Consider the following 24,111-nt stretch of genomic DNA (forward strand, 5'->3'; position numbering starts at 1 on the left):
GGGACCTGCAGTTTTCCAGCAGCGCCCAACATCCGGGTGCCCCACATCTCGCCTTTGAGATGTGGGATTCCACTGACCCACCCCTCAAACCGCAACCCGTTTTATCAGCTACGCGGACATAGCAACCCGCTTCTTAGCCACCCGGTTTGAGCGAGTCTTCTAATACTTCGCCACATCCACATAGAACAAATCCGTAGCCACTTCGAACTGCTCCTTCGTCAACGAAGTCTTCATCGTCTGCCATTGTTCCGTGGGAGTAATCCGCTGCCAATGGCCTTTCTCACCCACCAGCACCGGCATCGCGAATCCCGGCTCGTCCGCGCGCCACTTGTACGAAACCGATCTCGTCGCCGGATCGAAGAAGAGCTGCAGCGTCGGAATATCCGCGTGTCGCAGATACTGATTGAAGATCGGCGTCAGCTCAAGACCTGTCTCGCGATTGAAGAACGCGACCACATCCTCGGTCATGATGTTCCGATACTTGAATTGCTGATAGAAGTCGTAGATAAGCGACCACCACTTGCTGTCGTCGTCGATCACCGAGCGCAGCGTGTTGATCATCAGCGCGCCCTTGAAGTACTGATCCTCCGTCGGATCGGCGTTCACTCCACGCTCGGCAAGAATGGGCCGCTGGTTCTGAACCTTCTTGCGCACGCCGGTCAGGTACTTGATCGCATCGTCGTGGCCATACATGTACTCGACATATAAAGTCTCGAGATACGTCGTCCATCCCTCGTGAATCCACATGTCCGAACGGTCGGCCGCGCTCACGCTGTTGCCGAACCACTCGTGCCCGCTCTCGTGAATGATGATGAAGTCGAAACGCGGGCTGATGCCCACACCCGTCCAGTCCGGCCCCAGATAGCTGTTCTGAAAATGATTGCCGTAGGCCACCGCGCTCTGGTGCTCCATGCCCGCATAGGGAACCTGCACCAGCTTGTAGCCGTCCGCAGCAAAGGGATACGGCCCGAAGTAATGCTGGAAGGCCTCCATCATGCCGCGCGCCTGCGTGAACTGCTTCTTCGCCTTCTCCAGATCGCCGGGCAGGACGTAATAGTCCATCGTAAGGTCGCCCGTCTTGTCTCCCTTCAACGTGTCGCTGAAGTGCTGATAGTTGCCGATGTTCAGCGCCACGTCATAGTTGTTGATCGGATAATGCACCATCCAGTCCCAGCGCGTGTAGCCGTCGCCGAGATCGGTCTTGCTCACGAAGCGCCCATTCGACACATCGACGAGATCGTTGGGCACCGCCACGCTGATCTCCATCGACTCGACCTCGTCGCGCCACTGGTCTTTATTCGGCCACCAGATGCTCGCGCCCTCGTCTTCGCAGGAGGTGAAGATCCACGGCTTGCCGTCGGGATCTTTGCTGAAGGTAAATCCGCCGAAGCGTCCCAGAGTCACCGGATGTCCCGAGTAATAAAAGTCGATCGAGTAGATCTGGCCTTGCTTCAAAGTGTCGGGGAAATCGACGAACACTGCCCCCGAATCGCGCGTGTACTTCAGCTCGGTCGAACCGAGCACGATCTTGTCGATCTTCAGCGCCTCATGCAGGTCGAGCTGGATGCGATCCCCATCGGCCAGCATGCGAAAGCGGATCGTATTCTTCCCGCCGATCGTCTCCTTCACCGGATCGACCCGGATATCCAGGTGATACGAGAGCAGGTCGTTGTTGGCGCGATAAGGACCGTAGGCCCCGCGCAGAACATCGGCACGAGTCACCGCAGGCGGCGGCGCTTCCATACGCCTCGGCCGCGCCGCCGGCGCTGGTGTTGCAGAAGCGGGTGTCGCCGGAGCTGATGTCGCAGGAGCTGGTGTAGTTGGAGTAGCCGGCGCGGCCGCGCCGCTTTGAGACGTTTGCGCCGAAGCGAGAGTGGAGGCAAGAAGGCAGAAGACGCAGAGGCGTAAGAAACGGGCAGCGGGCAGCATCCCCATAGCCTATCGCGACTCGCGGTCCGGTCTGCGAAACTGAATCGCGGAGATAGCGATTCAGCGTAAGACATGAGGCCGGAAGGTTTGTGGAATCCCACATCTCAAAATCGAGATGCGGGGCACCCGGGCGCGGTTTTAAGCGGGAAATTCAATGGGGCTAAAAAAAATTAGCCAACCCACAAACTAGTTTTTGGCCAACCGCTTTTTAGCGACCCGCCTCTCAGCGACCCGCTTTTCAGCGAACCCAGCGACCTCACGCCTCCACCGGCTCCACATAAAACATCTCATTCGTTCCCCGAAAGCCATTGCTCTCGTAGAGCCGCCGGCCTTCCTCGGTCGAATGCAGCGCCACCACGCGGATCTTCCGCTTGCGCGCCTCGGCCAGAACGAATTCGATCAGATGGCTGGCCAGCTTTCTGCGCCGGAACTCGGGTTCCACGTACACATTCAGCAGATAGCCGCGCTGTGTCGACCGTGGATCGAGCGGATGCGGCGGCCAGTCCAGCAGCAGCAGCCCGGCTCCGGCGACCACCCGGTCGCCTTCGGTCGAGAACCAGCCGAAGTATTTGCCCTCGTTGATCATCTTCACGACCCACGGCTCAAAGTTGGTCGACATCACGTCGAGAACCTGGTTATCCGCGCGTCCCGCGTCCACAAACATGCGGCGGCGATGGTAGGTAATGAGCCCTGCGTCGGCAACGGTTGCGATCCTGGTCTCCGGCATGGCAGCAAGTATAGCTACGATAGAAGGGAATGTCAGAACCATCCTCCGCTCCCGTTCCGCGCCTCAATCGCGAGCACCTGCGCCCCGGCATGCGCATCGCGGTCGCCGTCTCTGCAGGCGCGGACTCCGTCGCCCTGCTGCGGGCGCTCCTCCTCGCTGCGCCCGAGATCGGCCTGGTTCTCTCCGTCGCCCACGTCCATCATGGATTGCGCGGCCCCGATGCCGACTCCGACGCCGAGTTCGTCGCCGCGCTGGCCGCAGAACATGGCCTGGCCTTCCATCGCCGCGACGTCGATACCCCGGCATCCGCCAAGGCCAATCGCGAGACCATCGAGGAGGCGGCGCGCAACCTGCGCTACCAGTGGTTCCGCGAGCTGCTCGCCTCGGGAGAGGCCGACGCTGTCGCCACCGCGCACACCCTCGACGACCAGGCGGAGACCGTCCTGCACAAGCTCCTGCGCGGCGCGTGGACGGAAGGGCTGAGCGGCATCCATCCCAAAATCGCAGCCCCGAAGGGAATAGCCGACCCGAAGGGAATCGCCGACCCGAAGGGAATTACCGACCCGAAGGGAATTACCGAGTCGAAAAGATCCATCCTGCGCCCCTTTCTCGACGTACGGCGTGCCGAGATCGAAAGCTGGCTGCGCAGCCTGGGCCAGAGCTGGCGCGAAGACGCAACCAACGCCGATACCGCCTTCACCCGCAACCGCCTGCGCCACGAGCTCCTGCCCGCTCTGGCCGCCTACAACCCGCAGATCTACGCGCAGCTGGCCAACCTCGCTACCCTCGCCCGCGACGAAGACGCCTACTGGCAGGCCGAGCTAAGCCGTATCCTGCCCCAGCTGCTCCTGCCCGGCAAGCCGGTCCGCGGCGGCGGCCGCGCCGCTTCGACCGATCCCGGAGAAGCCAGCCTCGCGTTTGAAGTAGAGCGCCTGCCCGTCTCGCCAGCCGTCCGCCGCCGCATCCTTCGCGCCGCCGCCCGCCAGCTCGGAGCCGCGCTCAATTTCGAGCAGACCGAGCGTCTGCTGGCCATGTGCGGCCCCAACCCCACCCGCCGCCAGACCCTCACCGCCGAATTGCACGCCGAACGCTCGCCCCGCGAGCTGCGTCTGATCCGTAAAGCCGCTCCGGTTGCCCCCAAGGCCCCGACTGCCGCAAAGGAGGACCGATGATCCGGCCCCAAATCGCTTACCTTTGTAAACTCACCTCGCTGGATGCCGTCTATTCCTGTGCATGGGATACATGGCATCCACGGAACTGGCCCCGTTGACGACGGATAAGCTGGCAGAGAAGCTGACTCAGGAGCAGTCCATCCTGCAGCTGGCCGACTTCGACGAGGTGGTGCGCCTTTACCGGCCGCGCATCTTCCGCTTCCTCATGTCCTCGCTGGGGGATCGCGACGTCGCCGAATCGCTGACTCAGGATTGTTTCCTGAAGGCTTACAACGCCCGCCACCAGTTTCGCGGCGAATCCAGCCTGAGCACCTGGCTGACCCGGATTGCACTGAATCTGGTACGCGACCATCTGCGCAGCCGCCGTATCCGCTTCTGGCAGAAGACGCGCGAAACGGCGCTGGACCTGGTCGACATCAGCGATTGGATTCCTGACGGCGGAGTCTCCCCCGAGATTGCCTGTCTGCAGCAGGAGAAGGTGAAAGAGGTCTGGCGAGCCGTTGAGGAGCTTTCCCGCCAGCAGCGCACGGTCTTTTTGCTGCGCTTCGTCGAGGAAATGGAACTGGCTGAGATTGCGGAGACCACAGGGATGAACACCAGCACTGTGAAGTCTCATCTGTACCGCGCCTTGCGTGTCGTGCGCGAGCGCGTCGGAGGTTAAAAAAAATGAGCAAAATTTTGAATTCCAAATTTCGTGACGTCCCGAACTCGATCCCGGGTTCCATGATCCCAGGTTCCATGATCCCGGGTTCCATTACAGACTCTTCGCTCGAACCGAGCGGCGAAGTCGCATCCTCCATCGAGCTTTTTCGCAGCGCCATGCACTCCATTGCCGAGCGTGAAGCCGGCCACCCCGTGCCCGCAGAATGGCTGGCCCCAGCGCGCCGCCGTCAGCGCACTGCGCAGCGGCGGATGGTCCTGGCCTGGTCCTGCGCGGCTGCTCTCTGCGTCGCCGTCGTGCCGCTCTCGCTCCACGCTCCGCACACCAGCCCCTACATGGCAAAGACCCCGGCCGCAACGCTTCAACCGGCCGTCGCACACAGCGATCAGGAAGATACGGCTTTGCTGGAGCAGATCGACAACGCAATTTCGGAGCCTGTCCCGTCCTCCCTTGCACCACTGACTGAAATGGATAGCTTGAACTCATCGACATCGATCAATCAAACGGAGAAAAAGAATGTTACTCAGTAAGAGAAAGAGTTCGGCTCTTGGTGTCTCGCTTGCATTTGCCCTTTGCATGGCTTCCGGCACGGCCCTCGTCGCGCAGGATTGGCACGGCGGCGACCGCGGCCCCGGCTCGCCGCCCATGGAGCGCTCCTTCCACGGAATGGAGCATGGCCGCTGGTGGAACAATCCCCGCGTCGCCCAGCAGATCGGCATCACTGACGATCAGAAGAAGAAGATGGATGACATCTTCCAGCAGCATCGGCTGAAGCTCATCGACCTGAACGCATCGCTCGAGAAGCAGGAGGCCATCATGCATCCCCTAATTGAGGCCGACCAGCCGGACGAGTCGAAGATTCTCAGCCAGATCGACGCCATCGCCCAGGCCCGCGCCGAGCTCGAAAAAGATCGCGCCCGCATGCTCTTCAGCATCCGCCAGACGCTGACTCCGGACCAGTGGAAGAAGCTGCAGGCCTTAGTCCACCAGGGACCGCAGCGCGGCGACCGCGACGGACGTGGTCGTGACGGTCAAGGCCGTGACGGACAAGGCTGGGGCCGCGGCAACCGTGGTCCGAGTGGTCCAGGCGGGCCAGGTGGTCCGGGCAGACCCGATGGCGGCGCACCCAACGGGCAGCAACCACCACCACCCACCGGCCCATCCGGCGAGGACATGGAATAACCAGCACGCAGCAAGATCAACAAACAGACCCACTCCAGAAGATTCGGTTTTCGACTGAATCAACCGGAGTGGGCTTTTTCTTTTGGACCAACTAATTCGTTACAAGGGCCGCGCTCCCACACGTCGCAGTCTCCCGAGTCATTGACTCCCCATAGAAGTTGTCTCCCGAATGTGATTTGTCATCCCGACCGGAGCGAAGCAAAGTGGAGGGACCTGGAGCTTCTTACTGTCCGGCAACCATAGCCGTTCCATGGAATATGGCTTCTTTGCACTCAGAAGATAAAAGCAATCTTCGGCTTTCCTAATCGCCGTCATTCTGACAACCGAAGGAAGGAAGAATCTCGACGATGCGGCACAGTCAACTAAGCTGAGATTCTTCGCTGAGCTCAGAGTGACGTGCGTTTGCCGCCATCATTGATGACAAACCACCGCGTCCTTCACCAGCCGCTGTATCCCTGACCGCACTTAAGCCCACCGCCTCATCGCCAACCGCTAACGAATAATCTTGAGCGCCGCGCGAAACAGCGCGTCGAACTCCTGCCCCAGCGCCTTCTCTTTCCCAATCGCCGTCTCGATAGCCTTCTGCGCGGCGGGCCGCTGGTAGCCAAGATTGACCAGCGCGGAAAGCACATCTTCGCCGGCCGGCCCCGCCGAGACGACGGCCGCCGGCGCGACCGCCATGTCTTCCAGCTTGTCCTTCAGCTCCACCACCAGCCGCTCGGCCAGCTTTTTCCCGACGCCGGGAATCCGCGTCAGCGTCGCATGATCCTGACCGCGAATAGCTGCGACCGTCATCTCCGGATTGAGCCCGCTGAGAATCGTCACCGCCAGCTTCGGCCCCACACCGGAGACAGTGATCAGCCGCTCGAAGAGCCGCTTCTCTTTCAGATCGAGGAAGCCGAAGAGCGCCAGCAGATCCTCGCGTACCTGGGTGTGGATATGCAGCGATACCTCCGCGCCTTCCGCAGGCAGCGACGTGAAGGTGGGAATGCTGATAACCACGTCGTAGCCGACTCCTCCGGCCTCGACAATGGCCTGGCCCGGTTGTTTCGAGAAGAGGCGTCCGCGCAGATGAGCGATCATTCGGCGATTCTATCGCGCCGGAACCGGACGTTCGTTCGGCGCCATCAAATCCATTTCCGGCCCGATCCATCGTGCAGTGTATGTTAGCCCTATGAATTTTTTCGATCCGATGAACGCTCCGTTGGATGCAATGACCGCGAGCTCGAACCGCGTGAAAAGGTCCGGAACTCGCCTGGCTGCTTCCGTAATCGCCCTTGGCCTTTGCGCCTTGTCCGCCCCCGCGCTGTTGGCTCAGAACGACAAGGCTGCCGATAAGTCTTCCGAGAAGTCCACTGATAAATCCCCAGATAACAAATCCGTCGACAACAAATCAACGCTGCCCCCACTGCCCGCCGACGCCCACGTACAGCAGAGCATCGAGCTCGAAGGCAAGACGCTCCACTACACCGTCACCGTCGGCACGCTGCCGGTCCGCGATAAAGAGGGCAAGGTCAGCGGAGACGTTGTCTTTACCGCCTACACCGTCGACGGCCCCAATCGTCCCGTCACCTTCGCGCTCAATGGAGGTCCCGGCGCCTCGTCGGTATACCTGAACTTCGGAGCCATCGGCCCCAGGCACCTCAACGCCGGCAACGAGGGCGACAGCCCCTCCGACCCGACCACGTTGACCGACAATCCCGGCACCTGGCTAGACTTCACCGACCTGGTCTTCATCGATCCCATCGGCACGGGATTCAGCCGCTCGCTGGTCTCCGAGGCCGAGACGAAGAAGCAGTTCTACAGCACCGAAGCGGATATCGAATACCTCTCCCGCGCCATCTACGACTGGCTCATCGACAACGGCCGCGTGGCCTCGCGCAAGTACCTGATCGGTGAAAGCTATGGCGGCTTCCGCGGCCCGCGCATCACGCTCTTCCTGCAATCGCAGCTGGGTGTGGCCATGAACGGCGTCACGCTGGTATCGCCTTACCTGAATCCGACCATCGAGGATAACGGCGATCTTTCGCCGATCCCATGGATGGTCACGCTGCCTCCCATCACAGCCGCCAATCTCGAGCGCCAGCATAAGCTCACGCCCGAAGCCATGCAGCAGGTCATTGCCTACACCCTCGGCGACTACGCCACAGCGTTGATTAAGGGCAACACCGACCCCTCCGCGACCCAGGCCATGATTCAGCGCGTGACCGAGATGACCGGCCTCGATGCGGAGTTCGTCAAGCGCTCCGGAGGCCGTCTCGAAACCGGATCCTATCTGCGCGAAGTCTTCCGCGAGCAGGGCAAGATCGGCTCTGTCTACGACTCGAACGTGACCTCCTTCGATCCCTTCCCCTATGCGCCGGAGCAGCGCTCGAACGACCCGCTCCTGGCCACGCTCATCGCTCCAACCACAACGGCGATGGTCGACTTTGTGACCCGCACCGTGGGATGGAAGGTCGACGCGCGCTACAACGCGCTCTCCTATGAGGTAAATCAGCAGTGGGATCGCGGCGACGAGATGCGCAAGGGCTCGGTATCGGAGCTGCGCCAGGCAGTAGCCGCCGACCCCAAGCTGCGCGTGCTCATCGCACACGGATGGAACGATCTCTCCTGCCCGTTCATGGGATCGATCCTGACCGTGAACCAGATGCCTCCGATGGGCGGCGATCCCAACCGAGTGGCCGTTCACGAATACTCCGGCGGACACATGTTCTACACCCGCGAAGCCGGCCGCATAGCCCTGCGCAACGATGTGAAGGAGATGTACGCGAAACATTGAAGGACAGCAGGTCAGCGCGCCTTCGGCGCAAGCAAGTCAGCAGTCAGTCACAACAACGGCCAGCAGACATCTACGCTGCTGGCCATTTTCTTTGCGTCCTAGTGGGTCCGTTTTCTTTGCGTCCTTCGCGTCTTAGCGGTGAACAAGAATGCGAATAGGCGAAAAGCACCCGGCTGCCTCAGCTTCTCCGCCGATACCGTATCTCAAATTCATACCCCGCGTTCGGCGGAAACAGCCCAGCCACGTGGCGCAGCCGCTCGGCCAGCGACGGCGCGGCCAGCAGCGGATACTCCCGCTCGCGTAGCTCGGTGTAATCGAAATCGAGAGTCAGCGAGAGCATGTAGATCGCCACCGCATCGGAGAACGCCGATTCGAAATAGCTGGACTTGGCCTTCTCGTCGATCGTCTCGCTGCCCTGCCGGTCGCGATCGAGCGCGCGGCGGCGGCTCTCCCACGCATCCTGGCTGGTCTCTCCCCGCACATCGGCCTTGGCCTGCGACCAGATGAGATCGGAAAAGCTGGCCGGAACGCCCACCGCATCCACAAAGTGATGGCCCACGTTGATGAAGTATTCGAAGGCCAGCGCGAAGCGGTCCTGCATCAGCCGCGTGGAGATGAAGATGCACTCGCCCGAGCCGAAGCTGAAGTTGCGATGGCACACCGCGCGGTCGCCAAGGTCAACGGAGTAGCCCGGCGCGATAGTCGTCTCATCCTGCTCGCCCAGCGTCAGCGGAACGAAATAGTAAGCGCGCCGGGTAAGGGCATTGGCCACGACCGCAGGCACCGCCTGCACCACGCGCTCCAACTCCTCCGGCGAAATCTGGGTGTCTCCGTAGCTCGCATAGCAGACGCCATTGGGAGCCTGCTGCATGCGCGCTTCCTGCGCCACCTGCGCTGCCGGGAGGAGGGGAATCTGAACGACTTCAGCCATAACCTTGTATTCTAGCTGAGGTGCGTGGCAAGCCGCCGCGCGAGGTCTCGCTCTATGTCTGCCCGCGAACTGAGTTCCGTTTCCAGCCCCCGCCCGGGCACGGTTTTAGGCATACCGCTCGGCGATCTGGGACTGTTTTCCAGCCTGCTGCTCTCCGTCGCCTTCGGCTTTCTCGTCTTCTTCGCCACCTGCTTCGTCGCTATCTTGAGCCTTCTCTTCTATAACTCGGCGGGACACCACACCGTGAACATGGCCGACAGCTACCGCTACGTGGCCTTTCCCGCTGGAGTAGCCGCCCTGGCGCTGGCCCTGGTCATTCTGCTCGGGCTATGGGCGCGGCGCAAGCTCTCCGGCCAGCCATTCGATACATTGGACAGCTAACGCGATGGGACTGGTCACGATCGAGCGCGAATATCTTGTCGACGGAAAGCCTTCGTCGGATGCGCAGGCTCGCGACTGGTGCGCGCAGCTCGAAGCCGGAGAAATCCTCTACTTCCCTCAGACGCCGATTGCCATCTCGCCGGACGATCTGCAGTTCCTGCTCGGCCAGCAGCAGACCGACAGCTCGCTGCACAAAAACATCGCCTACAAGCCGAATATCGATAAGCTGAGCGGCGTCGACACCAAAACCGCCGACACGCAGGCCGTCGCAAGGCTGCAGGGCATCATGCGCGGCTATTCGCGCAGCGTGACCGAGTTCCTCACCGGCTTCCTCACCCCATACCGCGCCAACTGGCAGCTCGATTACGCCAGCTTTCGTCCGCAAGAGGAACAGGGCCGCGACCTCGCCCTGCGCAAGCGCAACGACCTGCTGCACACCGACGCCTTCCCCACGCGGCCTACCTACGGAGCCCGCATTCTCCGCTTCTTCAACAACATTCATCCCACGCGCACCCGCGACTGGGTGGTCGGCGATCCCTTTGAGCAGGTAGTCAGACAGTTCGCGCCAAGCCAGATCGCACCGCAGCCGGACGGAGCAGGAAGCAAGCTCGGCAAGTCGCTCGGCCGCGCGATAGGACTGGGCGCAGCCATCCCCTCCATCAAGCGCTCGCCGTATGACGACTTCATGATGCGCTTCCACAACTTTCTCAAAGAGAACGAGAGCTTCCAACGCGACTGCGTAAAGCACCCCTGGCAATTCCCCTCAGGCTCCAGCTGGATGGTCTACACCGACACCGTCCCCCACGCCGTCCTCGCCGGACAGTACGCCCTCGAACAGACCTTCCTGGTAAAGCCCGAAGCCCTCGTAGCGCCCGAACACTCGCCGTTAAAGGTTTTAGAAGCGATAGCCGGGACGGCACTAATTTAGTCTTCGCTGCCGATCACAAAAACTTGTCATCCCGAGAGAGCGAAATCGGGGCCCCTGATGCGCCTGCCGTTGGCGCGGCGGGGTGATGAAGCGAACCGAGGGACCTGCAGTCTGCCAGCGCCGCGGCCTGACCGAATAGCCCCCGAACGAGCTAGCGGTTAAGGGCTAATGACTCAACACCCCAGCCGGAATCTCCTCCAGAGGCACACCAACCCCCTGCCAGTAGAGATGAAAATCACTCTCGCCCAAAGAGTGCGTCATCGCCACCCGGATCGTGTGCCGCCCGGCCATCAGCCCCAAACTTCCTTGAGCCATCTGCACCGCATTCCCCACTGATCCGCATACCTGCGCGAAGGGCTTGGGACTCGCCACCACCTGCGCGCCATCGATCTCCAGCCTCGCCTCATCGCGAGCCGCCAGCTGAAAGCTGTATCCCCCATCCGCGGGAATGTTCAGAAATCCATCGAAGACCAGCCCATAATTCTTGTCGAGACTGCGGACATCCGCGCTGATGACCCGCGCGATCCCCGTACGCGCTGGATTCTCCGCATTCAAACCCGCAATCGAAGTGGACGAAGTGCTGTAGAAGCTGAAATTCAGCCCCGGATCGGTTCCGGCATTCTTATCCGCTGCAAGAAGACTTGTTGTCACCACCACCGGCCGTGTCACCCAATCCTCGCGGCCCTGGCCGTCGGCAATACGCAGCGTCACCCGAAAGCGCCCTGAGTGATCCCACAGCGTTCCCTCCGCATCGGGAAACCGATGCCGCACCTGGCGGCCCGAAGCCGTGCTCCCGTCGCCGAAGAACCAGCGGTACGACCGAATATGCCCGCCCGAAGCCGAGGCATCGAAGTCCACCGCCTTGCCCGGACGAATCGCGCCGCTCGAGTATCCGAACACCGCATGCGGCCCGGTCGATTCCCCGGTCGATTCGTAGTGAGCCTCCGCCGCGCCCGCTTCGCGCTCCAGCGGAATTTCCGCATCGGCAGCCACGACGCGGTCGGCCAGCCGCACATGGTCGAAGCTCACCCCGCTCACGCTGCCCAGCAGAGTCGAGGCCTCGAGCGACGGCGTCTCCGGCGACCAGATGTCTTTAAACACCACATCGTGAAGCGCCGGATTCGGCTGCCGCAGTTGCACCAGCGAGTACCAGTCCTCCATCCGAATATTTTCGAAATGAAATCCCGAGCTGCTGCCCGAGCTGGCCGCATCCTCCCAGAATTCGAGCAGCGCAAAAGGAACCCCGCACGCACCGATCCCCGCGTGGATCACATCCGAATCGCGCATCACAAAGTTGGTCGCGTTGAAATCCTTGTCCGGCCAGCCCGCCCGCACCACATTCGAGATCGATGTCGACACCACGCTGTTCTCGATCGTGATGTTCTCCACCGGATGCCCCGGAATCGCTAGCTTGTCGTAGCCCTCCCAGTTGCTCTGCATCGCGAACACATCATCCGCCGCGCGGATGAAGCTGTTGCGCACCAGCGTATCGCCGCCGCCCAGCCAGTCCATGCCATCCTGGTTGGCATTCGCCGCGCTGCCGCCGATCACCTTCACGTTATCGAAGGTGATGAAGTGCGAATCCTTCATCTGAATCATCCACGTCCGGCTCCGCACCACGCACGTAATCCCGCTGATCGAGATGTTGCTGGCACTGTCCATCGCGATCACATGCCAGTTCACGATGTGCCGCCATCCCGTGTCGTCGTTGGGGTTCTGAGGCCCGTCGTAGACGATCACGCCGCGGCCATACACCTTCACCTTGTCCACGCCCCAGAGGTTCAGACTGCCCAGCACCACCGCACCGGGCGCGAGATAAATCGTGTCGCCGCTCTTCGCATCGATGCTGGCTTTGTACACGCCCGGTCCGTAGTAGCGAATGCCCGGAGCATCCGGCTTCGGCGCGTCTGTTTCGGGTGGGTTCGCAAACAGAAACAGCATCTCCGCTCCCGCCAGATGATCGCCGGGCCGCGTAATGGAGAGCTTTGCAGGATGATCGAGGGTAAAGGTGAGGGTGCGGCCCTTCAACACGGGGCGGATGTTCTCGCGCCACGGCTGCACCTCGACGCCCTGCGCCCAGTAGTCATCGCTCGGCGCGGTGATCGAGATCTTCGCCTTACCCTGCAGATCGAAATTTAGGAAGTAGTAATTCGCCGCCGCATGGGCCAGCGGAGCAGGCTGGCCATCGATGGTGATGGTGAAGCGATCCGAGCGGATCTCTTCCGGGACCGGGGTGATGGCGGTTTTGGCAAAAGAAAAATTGGCAAAGGAAAAAACGGTCAGCAGATTCGCGCACAGGAAGAGCGCCGGCAAACGCATAAGGCTTTATAGCAAAATGTCCGCAGCGCGAAACTCATACAAGTTTGCCATTGAGAGGAGTTCATGCCAGCAGATAGGAAGATCTCTGACTCGGTGTCCATACGCCTGACCACTTTGTCATCCCGAGCGAGCACCGCGAGCCGAGGGACCTGCAGTAAGCTCGCGCAACCACCGAGTCAGGCGCGCAAAGTCTCGCCCACTCGCGCAAGCAGAACGTCAATAGAACCAAATTTATTCGATGACTGAAGAGCCCAGTTACTTCTGCAGGCTGCCCAGCTTGTAAACGATACCCACTGACCCAGCGAACTCATTCTGGACGGTGAAGCCGTAGCGTGTCGGCTGCCAGTCGGCGACCACGCGAACGGCAAAGCGCGGCGTCAGGTTGTAATCTCCGTCGACTCCTACTGCGGCGCCGAAGGCCAGCTTATTGTTGTACACGCCAAGCTGGTTGGGCTGAACCCCCGCGGGGAAGCCTGAGTCGAACGACCCATAAGCCCCGCCGATCAACGTATGAAAGGCCGCTGCGTACTTCGGCCGGCGATAGAGGCGGAAGGTGGGACCGAAGAGGAACAGGTGCTCCGACATCTTCGAGGTGGTCACGCCGAGCTGGTTTGTGGGAAGGTTGATCGTCCCATAGCCGCCGCGTGCGCTCGCCTCGATACCCCAGATCGGGCGGAAATACACCGTCCCTGTGCCATTCCACCCCAGCAGATTGTTCGCCTCGACATTCCGCGACGGGCTGGGATTAAAGTGCGCATACCCCACGCCGCCGTAGATATCCCAGCGGTTGGTGTACTGCGCCTGCTCCACCACGGGAGCGGTAGCCGTCACCTGCGCGTGAAGGGATGCGGTAAAAGAAGAGACAGCGAGCAACGACAAAGCGGCAAAAAAAGAACGGACAACGGCATTCACGCGAACCTGAACCTCACACAATGAAGCGATCGGCGGCAAAACACCGCCAAACTTCAACAATACATGATTGGACGAAGGAGATCGCTAAAAGGCGGGTCGCTGAGGAGCAGTTCGCTTAAAAGCGGGTCGCTAAGATGCGGTTGGCGAAATTCAGCTCGTTCACGTTCACCACGCACAAAGTTCACTCGCCGCACCAACGTAATCTTGCTGACGTTGATCTTCTAAGGTTGGATTCTCTCGCATGAGAACACGCCGGTTTCGTGCTGGAGAATCCAATCGGAAACCGCAGAAGAGAGCAAGATTACATTGGTGCGAGAAAAGAAACGCAGCCGGTTGCTAACTGAATTTTCGCGACCCGCCTCTTAGCGACCCGCTTTTGAGCGATCCGCCTTTAAGCAACCCGCTACACCAGCCGAAGTCAATTCATCCACCGCCGGTCCTTAGGGTCCTTATCCGGATCGACATACTTGCCGTCTTTGTCGAAGTGCACATCGCGATTCTGCTTGCGCATGTATACCTGGAACTTCTTCGCCGCGCGGCGGCGCTTCCAGCGGTAGTATTCGTTGCGCAATCCAAAGTAGCGTTCGCTCGAAGCCGAGGCAAAGCCTCTCCGCGGAGCCATCTTGATATACAGGAACCCGAACAGCGCGCCGCCCAGCTGCGAAAAGGCAAAGACCCTCTGGCTCGAGAACAGCATGGCCAGCGAGATCAGCATATAAACGGCGACCAGATACTTCGCCTTGATCATCATCGGCAGCGGAAACATCATGAACTGCAGATCGGCGTAGAGCACGCCAAAGGCGATCAGCAGCCCGAAGATCCCGCCATAGCAGCCGCTCAGAAACACCAGGCTCGATGGCATGAACAGGTAAAGCACCATCGCTGCCAGCCCCGCGCCCAGCACCGAAACGAAGTAGATCTCCGCCAGCCAGCGCGATCCATGATTGGACTCAAGGAAGCTGCCCAGAAACCACAGCGACATCAGCTCGAACGCCGTATTCAAAATGCCCTGGTGGACGAAGCTATAGGTAATCAGCTGCCAGATACGTCCATGCAGCACGTCGGGAGGAACCAGCCCGCTCCACAACAAGAGCTGCTCGGCAAAGGGCCGCGACGCCACTCCCAGAATGAGGAGAGCGAAAAAGGTGCCCAGGTTCCACAGAATCAGCTTGCGCGTGAATCCATGGAAGTCGGGAAAGGCGAGCATACCTGCGGAGCGTGGCATACGGACCCCTCTATTGTCGCAGAAGCGAGCCAAAAACACTTGGAGGTAGCCCCGGACTTTAGTCCGGGGAATTAATGCCGAAACCAAACAGGGGCTTCAGCCCCGGATCGCAGGCGCAATCACCAAGACAACCGGGTGCCCCACATCTCGATTTTGAGATGTGGGATTACGGAACCCCAAGGCACCGAAGGTGCGTCCGCCTGGACGGCAGGTCCCGCCGAAGGCGCAATCGCCAGGACGGCTAGTCCCCCGGACTTTAGTCCGACGAATAAGATCTAGAAAAACAGACACTTCAGCCCCGGAACCAACGACCCTCGTCCCGCTCACAACAGCCGCCGAGCAACAGAAGAACAAAAAGATAAACGGCAATGAAGCTGACGGCCGACCACTCCAGCGCGGCAAGCGAATGCCAAAGCTTCTTGTCGGAATCGACCAGCAAAGGCTGCGAAAAGATATCAACCAGGTAAGCGATGCTCCCCACAAGAGGAGGAATCATAGACGCCGCCAAGACTCTAAGCCCTCCCTTGCCGCGAATCGCGATCTGCCCGAGGTAGAAAAACATGCTGGCCATGATGCTGAAGAGAGAGAGCGCCGTAACGTCGTCATGAAAGCTGCCCAGCCGGTCGAGGAACAGGGCCAGCGTGCCCATGAAGGTCAGGCAGCCAATCCCGATAACGGACAAGAGAGCCGCCACTCGCGTCACCCGCGTAGCCGGAAACGCATCGCGGAGCCTGCGGGCAACCGGAAAGAGAAAGAATGTGCTGACGGCCAGACCTGCGGCCGCATAGAAATGGCCGTAAGGGTTGTGTCCCCGGGACATGAGATAGGAAAAGACAATCTGCCTCCAGGAGATGGCGGACGGGAGCGAAGCCCATACGCCGATCAAGAAAGAGAGGCATGCCAACCCCAGAGAAGCGATGGCCGAAGAGGTGTCGGAGGAGAGATTTCCCCCGCGCATCTCTTCCATCGAAATCGACAGGCCCGCCGCGCCGTCAAAAGCTCGTTTCCTATCGGTATCCAAAGAGACTTCCTGCACTGTTTAAAACAGGCAAGAAGCCCGAATATTTCCCACCCCGACTCACCCCTCGACGAGCATTTTGCTCCCATCGAACTGCCGAGGGCGCTCTGCATACAGAGCAAGCCCCCGGGCCGCGCGCTCGTCCTACCGCGCCGGCGTAGGAACCACCGCAACACTCCGATGTCCCACCCTATCCACCGCCCGAACCCCAAAGATCACGTTGTCCTTCGAGACCGGAAGCGTGATCGAATACCCTCCGTCGCTGCCCCGCGAGGAATCCCCCACCGGAGCCGAGCGCTGCCAGTCCGGAGCGGCCAGCTCCCGCCAGACCACCTCATATCCCGTCTGGGCGGGAGCACCCGGCCCCCCCGCCCAGCTGAGCGTCGTATTGTTGTCCAGGCTTTGTACCACCACATGCACATTCGCCGGCGCGGACGGAGCCGCCGCCAGCGTGGCCATGGCCGCAGCATTGAGCCGGGCCACCCGCGCCACATAGTCGAAATCGACAAACTTCAGCAGATCGCCATATTCGACGCCGTTTTCGGTGCGCACATTCTGGTGCTGGTGATTGAAATCCTCGCGCCACTCCGTGAAACGCACAGCCGCGAAGCCCTGCTGGTTGAACGAGGAGTGATCGCCGCCGCGCAGGAAGCGATCGGGACGAAACTCCATCACCGGATGAAAGTCGTACGCGGTTTTGGCTCCGGCCTTCACCGGTCCGAGCACTCGCTTGTAGCTGCGGGCTACGTCGGCAATGGCGCGAGCCTCTTCGCGCGACGGCGAGTCGCTTTCGTAGCCCAACCGCAGGATCGCGCTCTGCTCCGCCGGCGTCGCGCTGGCCGGAATGCTCTCCGAGAACACGCGGACAGCGGACTTGTCCTGCAAAGTGTCGCCCGGCGTGGTGTTCCCGCCCACGATGTCGTTGTTCAGGACGGCCTCCAGCTGCCAGCCCTCGCTCTTGGCCAGCTTCGCCAGGTGCGCGCTGCCATTGAGCCCCTGCTCCTCGCCCGCTACCGCCACAAACACCAGCGTCGCCGGCAGCTTCAGCCCCGATGCCACTTTTGACAGCGCGTGCGCGCAGGCCAGGCTCACCGCCACGCCGCTCGCGTCGTCGTTGGCCCCCGGAGCCGCCCCGTGGCTGTCCATGATGTCGGTGTTGCGCGAGTCGTAGTGCCCCGTCACCAGGATCATCCGCTGCGCCTGGGCTGGATCGCTGCCGCGCAGGATCGCATAGACATTGGAGATGGTCGTGGGCTTCACAATGCGGGGACGCGCACCCGTCTGCGGCGGCTCGGTGAAGGTGTCGCGCTTCACCTCCAGGCACCCGCCGCATTCCGCCGCGTAGCGCTTCAGCTCCGACTCGATCCAATCGGCAGCAGCCGTAACCCCTTCGCCCTTGGGCAGATCGGTGTCCATGCTGGAAATCGTGCTCCGGTTATGGAAGGTCACCAGCGTGGCAATGGTCTTCTCAATCTCGGCAGCGGAGATCCCCTTCAGCGCATCGGCAATCTGCCGGTCGGTGGGAGCCGCAACAATCGCAGAACCATTTGCATCCAGATCGCGCTTTCCGTCGTCAGAGAGAGCAGAAGCTCCAGAGACCGATACAAGAAGCAGAATTCCCATGAAAACGGACGGAAACTTGACGACGACTATCTTCCGCCCGACGCGAAACGAATTACGATTCATCCTGAAACTCCGTGAATTGCGCTATGGTAAATTGCTCACGACCGGCTTGACGCGCCGGGCGATTTTACTCAAAACTAACCAAGTCGCCGTTGAAACGCTATCCTGATAATTCATTTCCTTGGAGAACCTTATGCCTATTTGCACCGAATGTGAGACCGCGCTTGATTTCGATGAAGACGAAGTAGACGAAGGCGATGTCATCGTCTGCGACGAATGCGGAACAGAATATGAAGTCGTGACCACCGATCCGCTGGAGATCGCCAAGGTCGACGAAGACTATGACGATGAAGACGCGGAGCCGGCCGACGAGGAAGAGGAATAATGCGGAAGCTTCTCGCTGCTTCATGCCTGGCCGTTTTTCTTCTCGTAAGCGCTGGCGCCATGATGGCGCAAACCCGGGCACTGAAGGTGCTGGAAGGCAAGGTGCTGGGCAATGGCGAAGCGCCGCTGGCCAGCGCCATCGTCTACCTGCAGTCTTCGAAAGACAATAGCATTCGCAGCTTCATCGCCACTGATGACGGCAGCTACCGCTTCGGACAGATCTCGCCCGATATCGACTACCAGGTCTGGTCGCAATACAAGAACACGAAAAGCGGCGCCAAAACGGTAAGCTCCTTCGATTCCCGCAAGACCATAGTCATCGACTTCCACATCAAGGCAGATAAATAGAGCAGGGGATAGCGAATAGGGTGCAGGGGATAGGGTTCAGGTTGTAGAAAACCGCGCCTCTGCGCTCCTCTTCCCACTCCCCTCTGCGCTTTCATTTCCGGTCTTATTTCCTAAGCTCTTCATTCCCAAAAGAGCAATCCCGTGCCTGAAACAGCCACCTAAGAATCAACAAACTTGTCTAAGAGAAAAGGCCTTCCTTTCGGAGGAAGGCAGCTCCTTCTACGCCCTGTATCCCACGCCCTAAACCCTGCCTTAAAAAAAGAGCCACCTCCCCAAAGGAAGGCGGCTCTCTCTATCTTGCATATTCAGCAGGCCGGAGAAGGAAGGGCTCTTCTGTACCCTCCCCCCTAATCCCTATACCCTGCTTATTGTCTTTTCCAGTTCATCAGATCGCCCAGAGTCGTCGTCGAGCTCGATACCGGAGCCTTGTAGGCTTCGACATCCGCACGGCTGGCCTCCTCGCCCACTGCACGCAGGCTCAGACCGACCTTCTTCTCTTCCTGGTTCATCTTGATGATCTTGAAGTCATGCTCCTGGCCCTGCTCCAGCTTGGCCGGCGCGCCGGTTCCATCCGTCGCTTCGGAGACGTGGCACAGACCCTCGACACCCTCGGCGATCTCTACGAAGGCGCCGAACTGGGCCGTCCGCAGAACCTTGCCGTGGACCACATCGCCAACCCGGTGCTGGGCAAAGAACGTATCCCAGACATCCGGCTGAAGCTGCTTGATGCCGAGCGACAGGCGGCGGTTCTCCGGCTCGACGCCGAGAACGACAGCCTTGACCTTCTCACCCTTCTTCAGAACTTCGGAAGGATGCTTCACCCGCTTGGTCCAGCTCAGGTTGCTGACGTGAACCAGTCCATCGATGCCGTCTTCGATCTCGATGAAGGCGCCGAAGTCGGTCAGGTTGCGTACGCGACCTTCGACGTTGGTGCCGGTCGGATAGCGGGCCGAGAGGTGCTCCCAGGGATTTTCCTGGAGCTGCTTCATGCCCAGCGAGATGCGGCGGTCCGAAGGATTGACGCTGAGAACGACCGTCTCCACTTCATCGCCTGGCTTGACCAGCTTCGAGGGATGCTTCATCCGCTTCGACCAGGTCATCTCCGAGACGTGCACCAGGCCTTCGATGCCCTGCTCCAGCTCGACGAACGAGCCATAGTCGGTCACCGACAGGACGCGGCCGCGAACCCGGGCGCCGATCGGATAACGCTCGACCGCATCGAGCCACGGATCGGGCGTGAGCTGCTTGAAGCCCAGCGAAACCCGCTGCTTATCTTTGTCGAACTTCAGCACCTTGACCTGGATCTCATCGGCGACATTGACCAGGTCGCGCGGGTGAGTCAGGCGTCCCCAGGACATATCGGTGATGTGCAGCAGGCCATCGATGCCGCCCAGATCCACAAATGCGCCGTAGTCGGTGAGGTTCTTGACCGTACCGGTCAGGATGCTGCCCTCTTCCAGGTGCTCAAGAGTCGTCGAACGCTTCGCGGTCTGCTCTTCCTCAAGGATTTCCTTGCGGGAGACGACCACGTTGCCGCGCTTCTTGTTCAGCTTGATGACGCGAACTTCAATTGGCTGGCCGATATAAGCGTCGAGATTGCGCACCGGGCGAATCTCCAGCTGCGAGCCAGGCAGGAATGCCTTGATGCCGATGTCGACGGTAAGCCCGCCCTTGACCCGGCCGAGAACCGTTCCGATCACCGGAGTCTTCTCGTTCGCTGCCTTCTCGATCACATCCCAAACGCGGTGCCGCTGGGCTTTTTCATAGCTCAGCAGATAGCCGCCCTCGGCCTCTTCGCGCTCGACCACCACTTCCACGGTGTCGCCCGCCTTCAGCTTCGGCTGTCCCGTATGATCGAGCACCTGCTCGAGCGGAATCAGGCCCTCGGATTTCATGCCTACGTCGACCACCACGTGCTTGTCCGTGAGTTTGATCACGGTTCCAGACACGACAGTGGTATCGTCGAAGGCCTGTGCTGCGGCTTCGGCTGCCTGTTCTCGATCGAACGACTCGAGCGCGGCGGCGAAGTCTTCCATGCTGCCGAAATCGATTTCGTCGGTGGACTCAGTCGACTCGCTTTGCGTGGACACAGCTTCGATGGGCTCTGGGGACGGGGTCTCCAGGTTAGGGGTGGTTTCGATCGACGAATCTACGTGATCCGCCGCGGCTTCTAGCGTTGGGGTTTCCAGTTCGGTGTTCAGAGGATTGCTCTCGACTTGTTCAGGATTAAGGACGTCTGCCATAACTGCCAGCTCCGGGATTCTGGGTCGGCGGTTCCCGCGTTGCCGCCCTGCAAACGCTAGCCATCGACGGCTGGACAGGCGCAGTCGATATCGCTGCAGATCTCTTCGCTGGTAGCTTAGATTCCCGGCTGATCCGCGAAGATTCGGGGATCGAGGTCCTGTTTTTCCTGTAGCCACGCAGGCGCTAGGACGGGAGACGGTGAGTGTGGCCAGATAGTAGTGGCCCGGCACAACATCGGTCTCCGTGCGGAGCATCCGGCAGGCAGGGAATGATTAGGAGCGGCGATCGTAGCCAGTCGCTTGAATCCCGCGCGAAAAGCTACATTCCAACTATAGGACTCGCGAATGGCACGTGTCAATTGCACCAGGGGGTGATAAGGCCAATCGCAACCAACTCTTAACACAAAGTCCACACCAACCAATCGCAGGACACGTCCCCAGTAACCCATCCCAGAAGAAGCAGCACCCCGCCAGTAACCCAACTTCGCCAACCCAGAGTTCCGAATCCCATAGTCCCGGATCCCAGACCTCCGGATCCCAGACCTCCGGATCCCAGACTTCCGGACTTGTCATCCCGAGCGAGCACCGCGAGCCGAGGGACCTGCAGTCCCCATCCCCCAAACAAAACCGGGTGCCCCACATCTCGCCCTTGAGATGTGGGATTCCACCTACTCCCGCCGCAAAGCCTGCATAGGATCCAGCCGAGACGCCTGCCACGCTGGCAAAATGCAAGCCAGAGCCGCAACCACCAGCAGCGTAAGGCTCACCGTCACCAGCACCATCGGATCTAAAGCCTGCGTCATATACAACAACGAACGAAGCAGCCGCGTCACCACCGCGCTCGCCGCCAGACCGATCCCCAACCCATAAACGGCCGGCTTCAGCCCGTCCCCCAAAAACTGCCGCACCACCTGATCCCGCCGCGCGCCGAGCGCAATGCGGACTCCGATCTCCGTCGTCCGCTGCGCCACCATGTAGGACAGCACCCCGAACAGCCCCACCGCCGCCAGCAGCAGGGAAAGCCCGCCGAAACCGGTCAGCAGCATCGCATCCAGGCTGGTGTCGGCCAGCGAGCGCGTCGCCACCTGCTCCATCGTGAGCACATCCGCCACAGACAGGTTTCGGTCCATGCCCGAAATCAGCCGCTGAATCGGCAGCGCCAGGCTCAGCGGATCAGTCGCCGTCCGCACCACCAGGCTGACCGTACGCTCCGAACCGCCCAGGAAGGGGAAATAGAACGCAGGAGCCACGGGCGCAGCCGGATCTTCGCGCGTATCTCCCACCACCCCTACAATCTCGTAGCTGCGAGCCTCGGGATCGACCACGCTAATAACAATGTGTCTGCCAATCGGGTCTTCGCCCGGAAAATACGTATGCGCCAGCGTCTGGCTGATCACCACCGTCTTCGCCCGCTCCAGCCGCTCGTCATTGACAAACACCCGGCCTCGGATCAGCGGGATCTGCATGGTCTTGAAGTAGTCCGGATCGGCAAAGTACGTCGAGGCATCCAGCAGCTGCCCCGTAGGCAGCGGCGGATGCTCGGCGATGGTGAAGGTATCGTCGCGATGGTGGCCCTCGCCCGGCAGAGTCGTGCTCAGGCCCGCGCCGCGCACACCCGGCAGGCTCCGCACCTGCTCCAGCAGCCGTTCATAAAAAGAGACGATCCCCGGAGCGTCCTTATAGCTGCCCTTGGGCAGATCGAGAGTCATGGTGAGCACACTCTCCACGTTCGCGCCCATATCCACCGAGCGCAGCCGGTGATACGTCTTGAGCAGCAGCCCCGCGCCCACCAGCAGCACTACCGTAAGCCCCACTTCCAGCGCCAGCAGCGCTCGCCGCAGACGCACCTTGCCGTGGCTGCCGCCATGCGAGCGCGCCGACTCCTGCAGCGCCTCGAGAACATGCCGGTCGCTCGAAGAAAGAGCCGGAATCACCCCCGCGACCAAACCGCAGACCAGCATCGCGGCGCCAGCAAACGCCATCGTCATTCCGTCGAGATGAATGGCATCGAGGCGCGGAATCTCCGGGCGCGTCGAAACAAACCATTGCAGCGCCGCATACGCGAGCGCCACTCCGGCAACGCCTCCAGCGACCGCCAGCACGACGCTCTCCATCACCTGCGCGCGCACCAGCCGTCCGCGCGATCCGCCCAGCGCCGTGCGAATCGCCATCTCCTTCTGTCTCGCCGCCGCCCGCGCCACGAGCAGATTCGCGATATTGAGGCAGGCGATCAGCAGCAGGCATCCGGTCGCCGCCAGCAACGCGTAAAAGCCCTCCTTGACGCCATGCACCTCCGCATCCAGGATCGGCCTGAGATTCACCGCATCGTTCACCGGCCCACTGGGGAACTGCCGCCGTATCTGCGCCTGGATGCCGCTCACCTCGGCCGTCGCCTGCTCCATGGAAACACCCGGCTTGAGCCGCGCCACCACGTCGAAGTTGTGCGCCTCGTGCGCGGTCATGATCAACGGCGATTTCTCGTGATAAAGCGCCGTCCAAAGCTGCACGCGGCTGTCAGGATAGGTGAACCACGCCGGCAGAACGCCGATGACGGTATAGGGATTGGCATCCAGCAGAATCGTCCGGCCGATGATCGCCGGGTCGCCGCCATACCGCCTCTTCCACAGAGACTGGCTCAGCACGACCGTCGCCGCGGCCTGCGGACGATCGTCGGAGGGCGAGAAGAATCGCCCCAGCGCCGGCTTCACTCCGAGGATGGAAAAGAGATTCCACGACGCCGTCTGTCCTTCGACAATCTCCGGCAGCTGGCCCTGCGTGCCCGAAAGGCTGTGATGCTGCCACCGCTTGATCGCCATCTGCTCGAAGCTTTGCGATCGCACCTGCCAATCGGCGAAATCGCCCCCGGCAACGATGTTGTCCTTGAAGCGGCCGCGTGCGTCGGCTTCGAAGATCCGCACCAGCCGGTCGGGCTCGGGAAAGGGAAGCGGCTTCAGCAGCACCGAATGCACCAGCGTGAACAGCGCGACATTCGCTCCAATGCCCAGCGCCAGCACGGCGATCGCGACAAGAGAAAACCCCGGTGTGCGCAGCAGCGACCGCGTGCTCAGCCGCACATCGCGCAACAGCTGCTCCAGCCACTGCCAGCTCCACGTCTCCCGCGCCTGATCGCGCAGCGCCGCAGGATTCCCGAACACACGCAGCGCCGCCTGCCGAGCCTCTTCCGCGCTCATCCCCGCAGCCCGGTTCTCAGCCATCTGCTGCTCCAGATGAAACTGCAGCTCGCTATCCAGCTGAGCCCCGGCACGCCCGCGGCCCACCAGCATCCAGACCCTCATGCCCAACTGATGAAACCAGCGCATCGCGTCCCCCGTAACAAAAATGCCTTGCA

At 61.0% G+C, this 24,111-nt stretch carries 20 protein-coding genes; 9 read left to right on the plus strand and 11 right to left on the minus strand.

The genetic code is table 11. From position 1 onward, the window contains the following. Positions 1 to 159: 159 nt before the first annotated feature. Complete coding sequence (locus tag XX99_RS16985) at positions 160 to 1,743, minus strand: M1 family metallopeptidase (protein WP_231581450.1); 1,584 nt, start codon at positions 1,741 to 1,743, stop codon at positions 160 to 162. Positions 1,744 to 2,185: 442 nt separating this feature from the next. Next, a complete protein-coding gene (locus XX99_RS16990) occupies positions 2,186 to 2,698 on the minus strand; it encodes a GNAT family N-acetyltransferase (RefSeq protein ID WP_231581451.1) in 513 nt (170 codons plus the stop codon). On the opposite strand from XX99_RS16990, the gene tilS reads away from it, so the two are divergent. From tilS to XX99_RS17010, 4 genes are all read left to right on the plus strand, one after another. Then, on the plus strand, positions 2,686 to 3,828 hold the full coding sequence (tilS, locus tag XX99_RS16995) for a tRNA lysidine(34) synthetase TilS (protein WP_050060601.1): 1,143 nt from the start codon (positions 2,686 to 2,688) through the stop codon (positions 3,826 to 3,828). The genes XX99_RS16990 and tilS overlap by 13 nt on opposite strands. Before the next feature lie 70 nt (positions 3,829 to 3,898). Then, the gene (locus tag XX99_RS17000; RefSeq protein ID WP_050061119.1) at positions 3,899 to 4,489 is read left to right on the plus strand and encodes an RNA polymerase sigma factor; all 591 of its coding nucleotides are present in this window, start codon (positions 3,899 to 3,901) and stop codon (positions 4,487 to 4,489) included. Positions 4,490 to 4,494: 5 nt separating this feature from the next. Beyond that, complete coding sequence (locus tag XX99_RS17005; RefSeq protein WP_050060602.1) at positions 4,495 to 5,019, plus strand: hypothetical protein; 525 nt, start codon at positions 4,495 to 4,497, stop codon at positions 5,017 to 5,019. Beyond that, on the plus strand, positions 5,006 to 5,671 hold the full coding sequence (locus tag XX99_RS17010; protein WP_050060603.1) for a Spy/CpxP family protein refolding chaperone: 666 nt from the start codon (positions 5,006 to 5,008) through the stop codon (positions 5,669 to 5,671). The genes XX99_RS17005 and XX99_RS17010 overlap by 14 nt, the downstream gene beginning before the upstream one ends. Before the next feature lie 492 nt (positions 5,672 to 6,163). Here the strand turns inward: XX99_RS17010 and ruvA are convergent, their stop codons facing one another. After that, complete coding sequence (ruvA, locus tag XX99_RS17015) at positions 6,164 to 6,754, minus strand: Holliday junction branch migration protein RuvA (protein ID WP_050060604.1); 591 nt, start codon at positions 6,752 to 6,754, stop codon at positions 6,164 to 6,166. Between the two features lie 130 nt (positions 6,755 to 6,884). On the opposite strand from ruvA, the gene XX99_RS17020 reads away from it, so the two are divergent. Beyond that, positions 6,885 to 8,450: a S10 family peptidase gene (locus XX99_RS17020; protein WP_050061120.1), complete on the plus strand. Its 1,566-nt coding sequence runs from the start codon at positions 6,885 to 6,887 to the stop codon at positions 8,448 to 8,450. A gap of 178 nt (positions 8,451 to 8,628) precedes the next feature. Here XX99_RS17020 and XX99_RS17025 read toward each other — a convergent pair whose 3' ends face one another. Then, positions 8,629 to 9,381, minus strand: coding sequence for a hypothetical protein (locus XX99_RS17025; RefSeq protein WP_050060605.1), 753 nt, complete (start codon positions 9,379 to 9,381; stop codon positions 8,629 to 8,631). A gap of 54 nt (positions 9,382 to 9,435) precedes the next feature. On the opposite strand from XX99_RS17025, the gene XX99_RS17030 reads away from it, so the two are divergent. Then, a complete protein-coding gene (locus tag XX99_RS17030) occupies positions 9,436 to 9,762 on the plus strand; it encodes a hypothetical protein (protein WP_050060606.1) in 327 nt (108 codons plus the stop codon). A 4-nt stretch (positions 9,763 to 9,766) separates the two neighbouring features. After that, positions 9,767 to 10,690, plus strand: a complete 924-nt coding sequence (locus XX99_RS17035; protein ID WP_050060607.1) for a Kdo hydroxylase family protein — start codon at positions 9,767 to 9,769, stop codon at positions 10,688 to 10,690. A gap of 165 nt (positions 10,691 to 10,855) precedes the next feature. Here XX99_RS17035 and XX99_RS17040 read toward each other — a convergent pair whose 3' ends face one another. The 5 genes from XX99_RS17040 to XX99_RS17060 form a co-directional block, all read right to left on the minus strand. After that, entirely contained in the window at positions 10,856 to 13,009 is a 2,154-nt protein-coding gene (locus tag XX99_RS17040) for a PKD domain-containing protein (RefSeq protein ID WP_050060608.1), read from the minus strand. Positions 13,010 to 13,264: 255 nt separating this feature from the next. After that, complete coding sequence (locus tag XX99_RS17045) at positions 13,265 to 13,921, minus strand: hypothetical protein (RefSeq protein WP_050060609.1); 657 nt, start codon at positions 13,919 to 13,921, stop codon at positions 13,265 to 13,267. 418 nt (positions 13,922 to 14,339) lie between these two features. Then, complete coding sequence (locus XX99_RS17050; protein WP_050060610.1) at positions 14,340 to 15,146, minus strand: rhomboid family intramembrane serine protease; 807 nt, start codon at positions 15,144 to 15,146, stop codon at positions 14,340 to 14,342. A gap of 292 nt (positions 15,147 to 15,438) precedes the next feature. Then, a complete protein-coding gene (locus XX99_RS17055; RefSeq protein WP_156186048.1) occupies positions 15,439 to 16,167 on the minus strand; it encodes a hypothetical protein in 729 nt (242 codons plus the stop codon). 141 nt (positions 16,168 to 16,308) lie between these two features. Further along, on the minus strand, positions 16,309 to 17,850 hold the full coding sequence (locus XX99_RS17060; RefSeq protein WP_231581452.1) for a M28 family metallopeptidase: 1,542 nt from the start codon (positions 17,848 to 17,850) through the stop codon (positions 16,309 to 16,311). Positions 17,851 to 17,980: 130 nt separating this feature from the next. On the opposite strand from XX99_RS17060, the gene XX99_RS17065 reads away from it, so the two are divergent. Together XX99_RS17065 and XX99_RS17070 are read left to right on the plus strand one after the other, a co-directional pair. After that, complete coding sequence (locus tag XX99_RS17065; RefSeq protein ID WP_050060612.1) at positions 17,981 to 18,172, plus strand: hypothetical protein; 192 nt, start codon at positions 17,981 to 17,983, stop codon at positions 18,170 to 18,172. After that, the gene (locus XX99_RS17070; protein WP_050060613.1) at positions 18,172 to 18,519 is read left to right on the plus strand and encodes a carboxypeptidase-like regulatory domain-containing protein; all 348 of its coding nucleotides are present in this window, start codon (positions 18,172 to 18,174) and stop codon (positions 18,517 to 18,519) included. The genes XX99_RS17065 and XX99_RS17070 overlap by 1 nt, the downstream gene beginning before the upstream one ends. 365 nt (positions 18,520 to 18,884) lie before the next feature. On the opposite strand, the gene XX99_RS17075 is transcribed toward XX99_RS17070, so the two are convergent. Together XX99_RS17075 and XX99_RS17080 are read right to left on the minus strand one after the other, a co-directional pair. After that, a complete protein-coding gene (locus XX99_RS17075) occupies positions 18,885 to 20,762 on the minus strand; it encodes a 30S ribosomal protein S1 (protein ID WP_050060614.1) in 1,878 nt (625 codons plus the stop codon). Positions 20,763 to 21,430: 668 nt separating this feature from the next. Then, complete coding sequence (locus tag XX99_RS17080; protein WP_231581454.1) at positions 21,431 to 24,082, minus strand: ABC transporter permease; 2,652 nt, start codon at positions 24,080 to 24,082, stop codon at positions 21,431 to 21,433. Positions 24,083 to 24,111 lie beyond the last annotated feature (29 nt).

This window comes from Silvibacterium bohemicum, from assembly GCF_001006305.1.
Taxonomy (GTDB): domain Bacteria; phylum Acidobacteriota; class Terriglobia; order Terriglobales; family Acidobacteriaceae; genus Silvibacterium; species Silvibacterium bohemicum.

Coding starts and splice junctions, on each gene's coding strand:
- XX99_RS17080 (WP_231581454.1), bottom strand. CDS start 24,082: ATGCGCTGGTTTCATCAGTTGGGCATGAGGGTCTGGATGCTGGTGGGC.
- XX99_RS17060 (WP_231581452.1), bottom strand. CDS start 17,850: ATGAATCGTAATTCGTTTCGCGTCGGGCGGAAGATAGTCGTCGTCAAG.
- XX99_RS17030 (WP_050060606.1), top strand. CDS start 9,436: ATGTCTGCCCGCGAACTGAGTTCCGTTTCCAGCCCCCGCCCGGGCACG.
- XX99_RS16990 (WP_231581451.1), bottom strand. CDS start 2,698: ATGGTTCTGACATTCCCTTCTATCGTAGCTATACTTGCTGCCATGCCG.
- XX99_RS17050 (WP_050060610.1), bottom strand. CDS start 15,146: ATGCCACGCTCCGCAGGTATGCTCGCCTTTCCCGACTTCCATGGATTC.
- ruvA (WP_050060604.1), bottom strand. CDS start 6,754: ATGATCGCTCATCTGCGCGGACGCCTCTTCTCGAAACAACCGGGCCAG.
- XX99_RS17075 (WP_050060614.1), bottom strand. CDS start 20,762: ATGGCAGACGTCCTTAATCCTGAACAAGTCGAGAGCAATCCTCTGAAC.
- XX99_RS17040 (WP_050060608.1), bottom strand. CDS start 13,009: ATGCGTTTGCCGGCGCTCTTCCTGTGCGCGAATCTGCTGACCGTTTTT.
- tilS (WP_050060601.1), top strand. CDS start 2,686: ATGTCAGAACCATCCTCCGCTCCCGTTCCGCGCCTCAATCGCGAGCAC.
- XX99_RS17035 (WP_050060607.1), top strand. CDS start 9,767: ATGGGACTGGTCACGATCGAGCGCGAATATCTTGTCGACGGAAAGCCT.
- XX99_RS17000 (WP_050061119.1), top strand. CDS start 3,899: ATGGCATCCACGGAACTGGCCCCGTTGACGACGGATAAGCTGGCAGAG.
- XX99_RS17025 (WP_050060605.1), bottom strand. CDS start 9,381: ATGGCTGAAGTCGTTCAGATTCCCCTCCTCCCGGCAGCGCAGGTGGCG.
- XX99_RS17070 (WP_050060613.1), top strand. CDS start 18,172: ATGCGGAAGCTTCTCGCTGCTTCATGCCTGGCCGTTTTTCTTCTCGTA.
- XX99_RS17020 (WP_050061120.1), top strand. CDS start 6,885: ATGACCGCGAGCTCGAACCGCGTGAAAAGGTCCGGAACTCGCCTGGCT.
- XX99_RS16985 (WP_231581450.1), bottom strand. CDS start 1,743: ATGGAAGCGCCGCCGCCTGCGGTGACTCGTGCCGATGTTCTGCGCGGG.
- XX99_RS17065 (WP_050060612.1), top strand. CDS start 17,981: ATGCCTATTTGCACCGAATGTGAGACCGCGCTTGATTTCGATGAAGAC.
- XX99_RS17010 (WP_050060603.1), top strand. CDS start 5,006: ATGTTACTCAGTAAGAGAAAGAGTTCGGCTCTTGGTGTCTCGCTTGCA.
- XX99_RS17005 (WP_050060602.1), top strand. CDS start 4,495: ATGAGCAAAATTTTGAATTCCAAATTTCGTGACGTCCCGAACTCGATC.